Annotated in this window: 10 protein-coding genes; 5 read left to right on the forward strand and 5 right to left on the reverse strand. The window is 40.9% G+C overall.

Annotated elements, in window-relative coordinates; translation table 11 throughout:
- Window positions 1-86: 86 nt before the first annotated feature.
- A complete protein-coding gene (locus tag UJ203_RS17615; protein ID WP_322012845.1) occupies window positions 87-1,694 on the reverse strand; it encodes an AlwI family type II restriction endonuclease in 1,608 nt (535 codons plus the stop codon).
- Window positions 1,687-2,223 carry a hypothetical protein gene (locus UJ203_RS17620; protein ID WP_315916510.1) on the reverse strand — a complete coding sequence of 179 codons (537 nt, stop codon included), beginning with the start codon at window positions 2,221-2,223 and terminating at the stop codon, window positions 1,687-1,689. Before UJ203_RS17620 ends, UJ203_RS17615 begins: the two co-directional genes overlap by 8 nt.
- 146 nt (window positions 2,224-2,369) lie before the next feature.
- Here UJ203_RS17620 and UJ203_RS17625 point away from each other — a divergent pair, with 146 nt between their 5' ends.
- Together UJ203_RS17625 and UJ203_RS17630 are read left to right on the forward strand one after the other, a co-directional pair.
- Complete coding sequence (locus UJ203_RS17625; RefSeq protein ID WP_315916511.1) at window positions 2,370-3,152, forward strand: hypothetical protein; 783 nt, start codon at window positions 2,370-2,372, stop codon at window positions 3,150-3,152.
- Window positions 3,153-3,602: 450 nt separating this feature from the next.
- Window positions 3,603-4,796, forward strand: a complete 1,194-nt coding sequence (locus UJ203_RS17630) for a DNA cytosine methyltransferase (RefSeq protein ID WP_315916512.1) — start codon at window positions 3,603-3,605, stop codon at window positions 4,794-4,796.
- Window positions 4,797-4,816: 20 nt separating this feature from the next.
- Here UJ203_RS17630 and UJ203_RS17635 read toward each other — a convergent pair whose 3' ends face one another.
- On the reverse strand, window positions 4,817-5,242 hold the full coding sequence (locus UJ203_RS17635) for a very short patch repair endonuclease (RefSeq protein WP_322012848.1): 426 nt from the start codon (window positions 5,240-5,242) through the stop codon (window positions 4,817-4,819).
- A gap of 566 nt (window positions 5,243-5,808) precedes the next feature.
- Entirely contained in the window at window positions 5,809-8,307 is a 2,499-nt protein-coding gene (locus UJ203_RS17640) for an NB-ARC domain-containing protein (protein ID WP_322012850.1), read from the reverse strand.
- 232 nt (window positions 8,308-8,539) lie between these two features.
- Between UJ203_RS17640 and gutB the strand changes: the two genes are divergently transcribed.
- The 3 genes from gutB (at window position 8,540) to UJ203_RS17655 (ending at window position 12,148) form a co-directional block, all read left to right on the forward strand.
- Window positions 8,540-9,601: an NAD(P)-dependent alcohol dehydrogenase gene (gutB, locus tag UJ203_RS17645; RefSeq protein WP_248339759.1), complete on the forward strand. Its 1,062-nt coding sequence runs from the start codon at window positions 8,540-8,542 to the stop codon at window positions 9,599-9,601.
- An 83-nt stretch (window positions 9,602-9,684) separates the two neighbouring features.
- Entirely contained in the window at window positions 9,685-11,073 is a 1,389-nt protein-coding gene (locus UJ203_RS17650) for a glycoside-pentoside-hexuronide (GPH):cation symporter (protein ID WP_248339760.1), read from the forward strand.
- 106 nt (window positions 11,074-11,179) lie between these two features.
- Complete coding sequence (locus UJ203_RS17655; RefSeq protein WP_248339762.1) at window positions 11,180-12,148, forward strand: carbohydrate kinase family protein; 969 nt, start codon at window positions 11,180-11,182, stop codon at window positions 12,146-12,148.
- Between the two features lie 64 nt (window positions 12,149-12,212).
- Here UJ203_RS17655 and UJ203_RS17660 read toward each other — a convergent pair whose 3' ends face one another.
- Window positions 12,213-13,208 (reverse strand): potassium channel family protein, encoded by a 996-nt coding sequence (locus UJ203_RS17660; protein WP_101863711.1) that lies wholly within the window; start codon window positions 13,206-13,208, stop codon window positions 12,213-12,215.
- Window positions 13,209-13,737: the final 529 nt, after the last annotated feature.

Consider the following 13,737-nt stretch of genomic DNA (forward strand, 5'->3'; position numbering starts at 1 on the left):
CAGCCCTCTCATATACTAAAAGGAGCAATAGAATTGCTCCTTTTCTTTTGTTGATTTTTAACTCAAGCTTACTTTTAAGTCTAGCATCAAGAATTATTCAAGAATTCTTGAAGGTTATTAAAACCACGATTTTGAATGTTTGAGATAAAGTGCTCAACACGTTCATTTTTAGTCAGCTCATTTTCAACGCAGTAATCCAGAAAACCGATTAGGACTTTCCGTGTTATCATAATGCCTTCGATCTCTCTTCCGACAAGCTTTCTGCTAAGTGAAGTAATAGAGCTGAGTTTCTTATCTCCTGAAAACTTCTCTGATGTAACGTACCCATAAAAGGATAGCTGCTTTCCTTCGTATTGAAGATAGTTCAGGATATATTCAGATGCCATATAGTTCGCCAGATTTTGAGAAAGAGCAAATCCATTCTGATAATACTTTGTATCAATAATCCCGCACTTATCTTCATATTTCAACAGGATTTCAATTTCCGTTTGTTTATCATTCACCTTTGGCTGGTAAACCGTTTCGAATCCAATCGCTTCAAAGATTTTCAAAGTTTCTTTTTCGAATTCAGCAGGCGTTAATTCACCTAAATATTTTTCAACGAAAGCTGAAGGTATACTTGATATCTCTGTTTTTTGAAAGGTCAATTTCTTCACAATCTTTTTGGCTTCTTTCGGGCCAAAAGTCGATAAGAAATGAGAGAAAAGTTCTTCTTCTGTTAATTCAGATGCATTTGGAATAGCGTTTAAAACTGCTTCAATTTTATTCTGCTTTTTCTCTTGATTATTAGCAGGTTTCATTTCTCCAAAATTACTCGCTTTGTAGCTATCTACGTCTAAACCGTTGTTTTGCGCCATACGTTCTATTGAAATCAAATACCGAGTATTAAACGGATAACGTTCATCGTAATAATCCAGGATCTTGAGGGCTTCATTCGCTAAATGCTGGTTTGTTTTTAAAACAGCTTCTCTTCTTTGGTATTCTACAAGGGCAGTATATTCGCAGAGAAGCATAAATGTATGTGCTACATCTGAATGCGCTTGATAGTAATCCCGTGCTGCATGATCATTCCTTGCTCGGTGGTCATAATTAACGGCGATTTCTTGTTTCATCTGCTCTTTATCGAATGTACTGGATTTACGATATTGGATAATCCGTTCCGCGACTTTATCTTGTTCCTTGTCCTGCTGTGCTGTCAGTACAAAATATGTAATCTCTTCTTTGGTAAGATGGTAATTTAAGTCCGCACGCTGGACAAGTTTAATAAGAAATCTAGCTGGCCGGATCCGAAAACTAGATGTGAATTTTGGTCTGAAGCCAGACTCCATAAAATAAGCATTTGGAATTTGCAGTGTCAAAATTTGCTTTTTGACGTTCTCATACTCTTTGATACCGTTAATTAACGCATGGCCAGCTTTTGTAGGCTTTACAAATCCATCGATGTTAATATAACAATAAGCAAATGTTTTCAGCATCGCGCACCAGGTACGTCCGCCAGAACCGTCGTTGCTTATGTTGTTCCGTTTTAATCCTTTTGACGCCAAGACTGTTTCATACCTCTTATGAGCATCACGATTACCCTGCCATTTTATCGTAAAATTGTCTGTAGCCTCGGCCAATGCTTTAATCGCATTTGAGTGAAAATGTGGATCTCGTTCTGGTCTTGTGATAAACCATACTTTTCTTTCAGTCAACTTTGGTCATCCTTTCAATTCGTTTGTTCATTATGTGAGTACGGACATCTGGCCGTTTCTTTAAGATGTTTAATATAGTCTGCTTCTTTTTTTTTCCTGAAAACGGATTTTGTTCAAAAAATAATACAGTTTCAGAAATGGCACTTAAGTGATTTTCGACAGCTCCGTCTAGACTGATTTCACCTTCTATTTGAGATATAGCAGTAATTAGCTTTTTGTACTTTTCAACCAAATCTGCTAAATTAGGTAATCGATCTGTGTCTTTCTCATTTTCTTCAAATATCTCAAGCATTGCACTCCAATATCGCAAAAACATTGTTACGTTAAAGGAAACACTGTTGTTTTTGTCACGGTAAATAGAATTCGGTATTTTGCCTGTTCTTTTTGAGAGCTGTGTATTGATTTCGTTTTCGGAAAGAAACATTTTTAGTGGGACAAATATTTCATTCAGTAGAAGCTTCGCGCTCAGACACATTTCTATTAATCCTTTTAGATGAGTTAAATGTGGATCTTTTTCTTCTCTGCTCATACAGTTATCACCTGCTTATCAACAATTTAACTATTTAAAAATTTACAACATTCTTCAAAGTTAAAATAATTCAGAAGTGAATTATTTTAAAACTATTATAGTTTGTATAATGCTAGAAAATAAAGTATTTTACTGGAGGCAGAAAAATGGTTGTTGTTAAAAATGAAATAATTCGCTATTGCTATAAATTTGCCTTAGATGCCTGGGAGAAGAGAAGCCAAAGCCAAAAACAATTTGGCACTGAAGAAATTCGCAAAAGAAATGACTTTATCGCTGATCAGCTTTCCGGCAAGTTAGCAGAGTGTTTATTTAAATTGATAGTTGAAGATCAATACGAAAACGTTCAGGTACAGCTGAATTTTACACACTATCCTGATCCTTTGCACACTGACAACGGCGATGTTTCAATCTATGTTGATGGAGAGCTATTATCTTCTCGTATTGATATTAAAGGGTCTTCTCACCGAGCTCAGTGGCTATTAGTTGAGGAACATAAATTCAAGGATCTTAGTACAGGCAAACCTCTTTCAGACTGTTATGTTATGATCCGTTTTTCAGAATCTATGCCTACTAGCCAAACTTTGCGCAATAACCCTCAGAAAATCTTGGAAGTGCAAGAGATTTCAGGAGAAATTACCGGGTGGGCTAATCATAGTGATTTCTTGTCACCAGCTGATAATAAAGGATGGTTTGTGTTTGAACGCGGGCAGAGACCTTGGAAGCGCCAAGTTTTGCCATCTCCTTTTTACCCAAACGATTTAAAACATTTGAAGAATTGTATTAAGTCCTCTATTAAAAAGAAGGGACTTACAGATAAAGATGTTTATTTAAGTGTGCCTCTCGATGCAAAGATCAACATTGGGCTTCCAATTTACTGGCTGAGAACAGACTTGAACATGTTGCTACAACCAGTATTAATCGTACAGTAATAGCTGTATATGTTAAAACACAACGTACAACTGCTCGGAAAAAGCGTTAAATGATGTCATGAACGAAACCAGCGAGGAGATCCAGTATCCTAGAGCAGAAGGATAGGAGCCGCCATAAGGAACTTCCGATGTTTTTAAGTAGTCTGCGGGTACGGCAACACTCATCGCCTTACCGGAAAGATAATCTTTGTACAGAATTTCGAAAATGATACAATGTGGATCTGGAAGCATTACACGAGAAAATATTCCAATTTGATTCGCTAGTTGACCATTTGAGCTTATTGAAGTAACGAATAAAAACTAGTCATTTTCCATTTATCAATATCAACATTTCAAAAAAGCAATTCTTTGAGGCTGCTTTTTTTAACAAAAACGTGTAAAATGAATAGCGTATTAGTATGCAAGAACATATTTTCGTTTCGAAATTGCAGCTATAAGGAGAGGTTTCAAATGATATTTAAAAAAGGAGAGCTCTTTAACGGGCCTGGCGGACTAAGTCTTGGTGCGAAAAAAGCTGGATTTGTTCACCCGGAAACAGGAGAAGAATGGGGTATAGAGCACGTTTGGGCAAATGACTACGATCCTAATGCCTGTGAAACTTTCCGTCTTAACATATGCGGAAATATTGATGATCCTTCTGTTCATTGTGGACCGGTGGAGAAGCTTCCAATAGGTGATAAAACGGTTCTTGATAATATTGACTGTTTTGCTTTCGGCTTTCCCTGTAATGATTACAGCAATGTTGGGGAGAAGCAAGGTTTAAATGGAACATATGGGCCGCTTTATTCATATGGTGTTAAAGTGCTGAAAGAGTACCAGCCTAAGTTTTTTGTAGCCGAGAATGTAGGAGGTCTTCAAAGTGCAAATGAAGGAAAAGCATTCATTAAAATTTTAACAGAGTTAGAAGAATGTGGTTACAAGTTAACTCCTCACCTTTATAAATTTGAAGAATACGGCGTTCCACAGGCTCGGCACCGGATCATCATTGTAGGGATCAGTAATTACTGGGCAGCAAGAGGGGTTGAGTTTAAAGTCCCGGCACCCACTACCCTTTCATCTACAGACTATGTTACTTCTGCTGAAGCAATTACAGAGCCGCCTATTCCCAAAGATGCACCAAACCATGAAATGCCTAAGCATACAAAGAAAGTACAAGAAATGCTAAGCTATATTCCACCTGGTGAAAATGCCTGGTATGCAGGCATTCCTGAAGAACTGCAGCTGAATGTAAAAGGAGCACGGTTAAGCTCTATTTATAAGCGGCTTGATCCTAACCGGCCGGCTTATACTGTAACCGGCAGCGGTGGCGGCGGAACCCATATGTATCATTGGGAAGAGCTCCGCGCCCTGACCAATCGTGAGCGTGCCCGTCTGCAGACATTCCCAGATGATTTTGTATTCCAGGGAAGTAAAGAAGCTGTCAGAAAACAGATCGGTATGGCTGTTCCGCCTAAAGGAGCACAGATTGTGTTTGAAGCTATCTTAAAATCGTTCGCAGGAATTGAATATAAATGGGTGGAACCTGCGAAAAAACTCCAGCTTGAAAATCTTCGGGGTCAAAGAAAAGTAACCATTAATGAAGTAGAAAACAGCAAAGACCAGAAGACAGAAGCAGTCGGCGGTCAGGTAGTGTTTAATATATAATAAGCAAAAAAGAAGACTTTCTATGACGAAGTCTTCTTTTTTGCTTCCCGGATAAAACTTTCGATTTCATCCACGGCTTTACAAAAGTCTTTCTTAAATTCGTGCTCCCAGAATCTCTTATAATGCCACCCCAACTCTTCATAATAATTCTTGACTTCTATGTCGCGTTTTTTATTCCGTGCAAGCTTTTTGTCCCAGTACTCCTGGTTGCTTTTTGGTCTGTTTCCGTGTACCTCACATCCATGCCAGAAACACGAATCGATAAAGATGACTGTCTTGTATTTTTTTATGGATATATCCGGTTTTCCGAACAGAGAACGATCATTCTTACGAAAACGCAGGCCTCTGTGCCATAGCTCTTTTGAAACCTTATTTTCCAGTTTTGACTGTGAGCGTATGGCCTGCATATTTTTTCGCCGTTGTTCAGATGTCATATTATCAGTCATAGTACACCCCCTTTTGTAGAAAATTCCCTTAGAATTTAAGTTTATGCCTTTTAACTGTAAAAGAGCGTGAAGGTCTAATAATTTAGTATTTTGAACTATTGTTATGATAAAAATTCCACTTGGAATTTTTTATAAACAAAAATCAAATCTATCTTCAAAATTATAAAATGCTTCTCCATGTGAATCTAAAAGTAGAAGCAATGGATAGAGTTATGTCAAAAAAAGAATCTCTCACGCTTTGCCCTGTTTGAACGTAACTAATTTCAGTCTCCTCTTCGTTTATGGCAAACACGAATTCACTTTTCTAAAAGAAAATAGCGGCGGTTCCTATTAGTATAATATAAGAATTAGATGCCTGTGGTGTTTATAATAGCAACAGTGTATTCAAATGGAATTGGAGATTGTTTTGTGACGTTTTTTTATTTCAATAAATCGAAACAATAAAGTATTAACTTTAAAGAGAAATAGATTCTGAATATGGCTTGGCAAATAGAAATGAAGAGAAGAAGCTATGAGATTATTTTCTCTATGTTTCATCACACACTTACTAACTACTACTTTATTATTTAACCATTTCCTTCAATCACTCTACCCAGTTCTTCCACGTCTCCCCGAATCCCAATCGCAGGCTCCCACGAATCAATCAGACGAATCGCCTTTTGATTAGATTCCATAGCTTCCGCATGATCTCCTTTACGATACAACAGCTGCGCCATCCCATAATAATAATAAATCAGCTCAACCTGATTCGCGTTATGTTTATCATAAAGCATCTGCTCAAAGGCTTCTTCTGCTTTTACAAACTGATCACACTTCACGTAAGCCACACCCAAATTGAAATAGGCTTCTATCGTTTTTTCGCCCCCATACATGGAACTGATTTGATTTGCCGCTTCGTATAATTGAATGGCTTCTTCATTATGACCTTTCGCAAAGCTCAGATCTCCGTGAACCAATAGAACTCTGTGCTGAATCGCAGGGGAAATCGGTTTATCTTTGATTTCGGTTAAAATCGCTTCTGCTTTTTCATGACTTCCGGCTTTTAAAAACAGCCTCGATTGCAGTGCGAGTCCCCATACCTTTAGATCGTGAACGTCTTGCTCTTCAGTGTCTGATTGTTCCAGAATCTTCAGTCCGTCTACAATTTGTTGAAGTGCCCCGTCTAAATCATTGACTTCCATCAGTGCCCAGCCTGCTGTGTCGATTCGGAAGAACGCTTCTAGCGTGTGTTTGCCTAATTGATGGGCTGCGTTGGCGGCTTTGCGTCCGTATTCGATACGCAGGGGCAGGTTGATTCTGCTTAGAAAATGGCTGATGCGGGTGATGAGTTCAATTAAGATTTCATTTTGTCCGGTTTCACTTGACCATTTGATCACCTTTAGGATGTTTGGCCATTCTTTTTTGATTTGGTCCAAATCACGTCCCAAGAGATAGCTCCAATAGATAGAGTTTGGCTGTTCCCGCTTTAAGTGGGTTTCTGCATAATGAATATAATAGTGCGCCCAGCGGCTGCGGGCTTCTTTTTCATACTTCTGATTTTCGGATAAGTGCTGTTCTCCGTAGGCGACAACGGTTTGATGGGCGAAGTACTGTGTACTTCCTTTGCTTCGTTCGGGCTGAATCAGAGCAAAAGACCGCATTTGTTCAACTGCGTAATGGAAACGGCGAGCGTCTAATCCGGCTGCTGCCGCCAGGCTTTTTTCATCTGGCGGCTTGCTGAAAAAGCATAGCGCCTGCCATAGCTTCCGGGTGTCTTCATTGCATCTGTGCCATGTGCGCCCAAATAGAAAATCAAACAGATCTAATAGTGAGTAGCCTGCTTTTCCGAGCTCATGAATCAGCTGCCGAGCGGGCATGTCATCGTCTGACATATAGGCGATGCTGAGTGCCATGGCTTTCGGGTTTCCAGCAGTTGCTGAAATGAACTCGCTCTTCAGTTCTGGAGACAGTTCCAGCAGCTGCGCCAGCTTTGCTCGTTTAGTTGGGTCGTTGCACATTTGCAGGCAGCGGTTCACTTCTTGATGAAAATATTCTAGGGCATCTGTTTGGTCAAGGCCGCTCAGCTGGATGGTTACCATTTCTCCGAAGCCTTCCCGATAGGTTTGCTTCAAGTTTTCACGTGCTGTGAGGAGGACTTTCACGCCTTGGGGCAGGCTGGTGATAAATTCGTGAATGTCTCTTTCGGCAGTGTCTATGCTGTCCACGATCAGCAGTACCGGTTTTTCTCTGGTGTAATTGGCCAAAGCATTGCGGACGACAAATCGTTTTTCGTTTATGGATTTATCAATTTGTTCCGTTCGCCCGAGCTGGTATGCAATCGTATTTAAAAAATCGCTAAAGCTTAATCCTTTCCAATCAGCACTGAGCCAGATGATGCTGTTGAATGCCGGCCAATCTGAGGAATCGCCGATACAGGAATAGGCTGCTTCTAGAGCAGTTGTCGTTTTTCCCATGCCTGCCCATCCGGTAATTAAACAGACGGGTGATGGGGAAAGCATCCATTGCCGTATCGCCTCGATGTCAAATCTCCGTCCTATAAAGTGACCCGACCAGCGTGACGGTAAGTTGTGTGTCAAAGGCATCTGTTCTGTAAGCGCATTCGTTTTATGGTCGAGAATATCGGGAAATAAACGTTTGACTGTTTTTTCAATATCTTGATCAAGCGGTGCTCCGAATGAGTTGTCCTGCCGTACTATTTTCGCTTTTTTAAGGCATGAGGCCGCCCATACAGGCAGTGCAGGTTTGATTACCGGTATAGTGGTGGTCTCAAGCAGGTCGGTAAACCACTGTATATTCATATCGGTTTTTTCAAGAATGATCCAGATCATTCCGAACAGTTTTCCGTCTTCGATTCTTCCGGGGACATAGTTCACACCCATCTGTCCGATCCAGCTTTTAATCGTGTTTGGGGAAACTCCCAGCTGGTGTGAAATGTTGTCTAAATAAGACTGTCCTGTTTTTTCGTTCTTATTCCTTCTGACTTTATAATCTGGATGAAGTTTTAATGACTTTACGCCAGGTGCCAGCAATTCCGCAAATTGTTTTCGATCTTCAAGTTCAGCCATAAAACCTGCACCTCCTATTAGTACTATTTTATCAATCCTGCTAGTTTTGTATATGAAAAATCAAAAAGTACAGTGCGGCTGTCCTTTTATACAGCAGGAAAGGCTGTTGAACGTGCTGAAAAGCAGATAAAATGAGGGCAGTAACAGAAAACGCAAAAATGTATGCACTTACATTTCTTGAGAAGCGGCCATATGCCGTTAGAAGTATTCATAAAGAAAGGAATTTGCCGTAATGACTCACACAGTACCTAAAACCATGAAAGCTGCTATTATGCATAACACAAGAGAAATCAGAATAGAAACATTGCCTGTACCTGACATCAGCCATGATGAAGTATTGATTAAGGTAATGGCTGTCGGGATTTGCGGATCGGATCTGCATTACTATACAAACGGCAGAATAGGCAATTATGTAGTGGAGAAGCCATTTATCCTCGGACATGAGTGCGCGGGAGAAATCGCGGCTGTCGGCTCGTCTGTTGATCAATTCAAAGTCGGTGACCGCGTCGCTGTGGAACCTGGTGTTACGTGCGGACGCTGTGAAGCGTGCAAAGAAGGGCGTTATAACCTTTGTCCGGATGTACAGTTTTTGGCCACACCGCCGGTAGACGGCGCGTTTGTACAATATATCAAAATCAGACAGGACTTTGTTTTCTCCATTCCAGATTCACTTTCCTATGAGGATGCTGCCTTGATTGAACCGTTTTCTGTCGGCATTCATGCAGCGGCGAGAACGAAGCTTCAGCCAGGATCAACGATTGCGATTATGGGGATGGGCCCTGTTGGATTAATGGCTGTCGCGGCCGCTAAAGCATTTGGAGCAAGTACAATCATTGTGACCGACTTAGAGCCGCTGCGGTTAAATGCCTCGAAAAAAATGGGAGCTACTCATGTGATTAATATCCGTGAACAGGATGCTCTTGAAGAAATTAAAAAAATCACAAATGATAGAGGCGTTGACGTTGCTTGGGAAACAGCGGGGAATCCTGCGGCACTGCAATCTGCATTGGCTTCTGTACGACGCGGCGGAAAGCTTGCGATTGTCGGTTTGCCTTCTCAGAATGAAATTCCGCTAAATGTGCCATTTATCGCAGACAATGAGATTGATATATACGGCATCTTCCGTTATGCCAATACGTATCCAAAAGGAATTGAATTCCTTGCTTCGGGTATTGTTGACACGAAGCACCTTGTGACGGATCAATATGCGCTGGAGCATACGCAAGAGGCGATGGAGCGGGCACTGCAATTTAAGAATGAATGTTTAAAAGTGATGGTTTATCCGAATAGCTGAGTGAACAGGGAGAATCTCGTATTCTCCCTCTTATTTACTGGATTTGTACTCAATATTGAAAACGGATTCATGGGGTGGAAAAGATGATTCAAACAGAAAAAGCAACGGTAATGAAGGCGAAACATCAAACAAAATCCAGTGCCGGTCTGTCCTGGCTTGAACGAATCGGGTACGGCTTCGGTGATATGTCGTATAATATTGTGTTTCAATTTGTAAACGCATACCTGCTGTTTTATTATACCGACATCGGCGGCATACAGCCTGCGGTCATCGCCACATTATTTCTTGTTGTGCGGGTGCTGGATGCTATTTTTGACCCGATTATGGGGGTTATTTTAGATAAAACGAACACAAGGTGGGGAAAGGCAAGGCCTTATCTGCTATGGGTTGCATTTCCTTTCGCATTATTTACTGTCCTGTGTTTCACCACTCCTCACTTTGGAGCAACGGGAAACATCATATATGCGTATATTACCTATATTCTGCTCGGCATGTCCTTTAGTATGCAAACGATTCCAGTGAACAGCTTAACGGGCCGGATTACGAATTCTGTAAAAGAAAGAACGGTATTAACAACGACTCGTATGATCTTGGTTTATGTCGGAATCCTTCTATCCATCTCCTGTGCAACACCGCTTGCAGCAGCTTTGGGAGGAGAGAACCAGGCATTTGGGTTTCAGATGACGGCTCTCGTCTATGCCATTGTAAGCATCGCTTTGAATCTCTTTAGTTTCTTTACTGTGCGTGAGCGGATTGCGCCTAAGAAAACAAAGAAACAGGGAATGAAAAAGACGTTATCCGTTTTGTTTCAAAACAAACCTTTGCTGATTCTAACGTCATCATTTTTAGCATTTGCAATCGGGTTTAATATTAAAATCAGTACAATGGTGTACTACTTTACGTATAACGTGAATCAAAAGGAATTGGTGTTCTTTGGAACCGTTTTATTTTTTGGCGCAGCCCTCATCAGTAACTTGTTTATTCCATACTTTTCTGAGAAATGGGGCAGGAAAAATGTGATGATCATATCGGCTGCTTTGTCACTGATCTCGTATGCAGGTCTGCATTTTACGGCGTATTCTTCGGTGACGCTCATTTTCATCTGGCTATTTGCTTCAGGGTTCTTTACAACCCCTTTAAATACGCTTGCTTGGGGAATGGTTGCCGATTGTGTTGATTATGCGGAATGGAAGACAGGGGTTCGTGCCGACGGAGTGGTGATTTCCAGTATGAGTTTTATCAATAAGTTAGGTGTTGCACTGGCCGGTTCGTTTTCTGCCATCTATTTAGGAATCGCAGGATATGTGGCGAATACTGATCAAACCGTGACGTCACTGAATGCGATTAAACATATGAATGCCTTAATTCCGGGTCTATTTATTTTACTCTCTATCATCATCATAGCCTTTTATCCTTTAACTGAAAAAAGATATAAACAGATCATCACTGAGCTTGAGAAGAAATCCAGGTAAGTGAATATATTTAATATTTCTAATATTCGATGTAAAAGGTTGTATTTATGACTGAAAGTAATATACTGAGACTGTAATCTAGAATATGTAAAAAGAGTGTGATAACATGCGAAGTCAGTCTGTTGTTTGTATTGGGGAGTTATTGATCGATTTCTTTTGTACCGATGTGGACGTTGATTTAAAGAAAGGGCGTCAATTTTTAAAAAGTGCCGGCGGTGCACCGGCTAATGTGTCAGCGGCGATTGCCAAGCTGGGAGGGGACGCTGCTTTCGCAGGAAAAGTAGGGAAGGATCCCTTTGGGTATTTTCTGAAGCAAACGTTAGATGCTGTTCATGTTGATACCTCTATGCTGGTGATGGATGAGAAAGCACCTACAACGCTTGCTTTTGTTTCATTAAAGAATAATGGAGAGCGCGATTTTGTTTTCAATAGAGGCGCGGATGCTCTGTTTACGATCGAAGATGTCGATCAGGATAAAATGAATCAAGCGAAAATCCTTCATTTTGGCTCAGCGACGGCATTGTTATCTGATCCATTTTGTACAGCCTATTTACGGCTTATGTCCATTGCGAAGGATAACGGGCAATTTCTTTCATTTGATCCTAACTATCGAGGGGATTTATGGAAGGGAAGAGTCTCTGAGTTTGTTAGTGCTGCAAAAAAAGCCATTGCTTTAAGTGATTTTGTTAAGGTGAGTGACGAGGAGCTGGAGATCATCACTGGTGCGAAGGATCATGAAGAGGGCGTCAATATCCTCCATGGTATCGGAGCCAAGATGGTTGCCGTGACCCTTGGGAAAAACGGAACATTGCTGTCTAATGGCAAGGAACATGAAATCATTCCGAGTATTCCTGTCACTTCGATTGATTCTACAGGAGCGGGAGACGCTTTTGTCGGAGCGGCTTTATTCAAATTAGCTGGTACAGATAAGGTTCAGTCGGCAGAAACTGATTTTGAGCAGCTGCGTGATATCGTGTCTTTTGCCAATAAGGTGGGCGCTCTTGTCTGCACCAAAATTGGAGCGATTGATGCGCTGCCGCGTATGGAAGAGATTGAAGCTTCTTTATCTTTGTAATAAAAAAAGAGGATGTTTCTTAAAAGTCTTTTTGACTTTTGGGAGGCATCCTCTTTTTTAGCCCTTACTCTTGTGCAGGCCACTTACGCGCACCCGCTTGAACAATGCCCAAAAGCAATTGCCGCCGTTCTTTTAAAGATTTGACCGCTGTTCGAAATGTTTGCTCCGATAGGGTTGGGATGCCGCAATCCCTTAGCTTCAAGAGGCTGGGCTCCGGCGGTTCTTGTTCAGCCGGATGGATATATGCTGTATGAACGGTGTCTAAGTAGTTTTTGACACTTGAGCGCGCTTCTTTTATGTGGAGCTGATTCGGAAGGTACTGCTTTGGAATGCCATATGTCAAAATGGTTAACGCTTCATCCAATACAGTGACTGCAATGACGGAAGATTCCTCGCGCTGTGTGCTATGGTAAAAATGAAGAATAGGGAAGGCGTTATGCTGAGCGGTCAGCTTTCCCAGCTCTGAAGAAAATGTGACGAGAAGCAAATCCATGTCGTGAAAATGTCTCCCGTTCCACGCAGTTTGGACAATCGCTGTTCCGTTATGCCCAAGACTCAGTACACTCTGGGCGAATGAGCGCTTTTGATTAACCGCACTCAAGACAGAAATCAAGTACGTGACAGAAAAAGTAATCGTAAGCAGACCTTCAGCTGTAGCACCGACTGTCACAAGCTTCCAAAGGGCACCGTTCGGTGTAAGGTCACCATTTCCTAATGTAAACATCACATATCCAGAAAAATAAGCCCGGTCTGACCAGGAGGCTGGTTCTTTACTTTGAGTAACTACGAGAGAGTGAGGATCACTTGAGAAGATAAAAGTCCAGCCGCTCCAAAATAAACCGATCCACACCAATAATGTCATGCATAACAGCAGCGGCCCTGCCGTACTGAGAACCTTTGCGTGATCTCCGCTGATCTTACGGAAGCCTTTCCACAGCCATGCAGACAAACATCTTGTGATCGGACCGGCTCCGCTTTCAAGCCATAATGTTGTCCATATAAAATCAATCATCCCCGCTGCCAACAATAAAATTCCTGCAAAGATATAAATCTCATTCAATTTTATTGCCTCCTCCTATTCAATAAGAGCCAGCCATTTAGCCATCTTTATTTTCCTCTTCTATTTCCTTTTATCTTGAATCTGAAACAATCATTTGAATGTTTGAGCAGCGAATCATGCAGAGAAGATTTGTGCAGGAGAAGTTACCCAACACTTACTCATTTTGATGAAGACAGAAATGAAACAGAAATTCACAGATAATACATACTGATTCCACATTTCCGGCAAGAAAAAAGTTCAATTTCCCCATAAAGTGGTCATTTTACTGACGTGAAGTTAAGGAATTTTCAGAAATTTATATTGACTGAAAGCGTTTTTGAAATTATGATAATATCAGAAGTGACAAATATATTACTATGATATTACTATAACAACACTATAAAGTGACTATAAAATAACAATTCATTAAGTCAGACACCAAAAATATACCCATTGTTGTTTAGTAATAAATGAAATCGCTTCCAAAACCATTGACTTCAACACATGCTGAAAAAGAAGGGAAGGTTATAAAGCCAGTGAAAAAAGACAT

The organism is Bacillus sp. V26, from assembly GCF_034296245.1.
Lineage (GTDB): Bacteria > Bacillota > Bacilli > Bacillales > Bacillaceae > Bacillus > Bacillus halotolerans.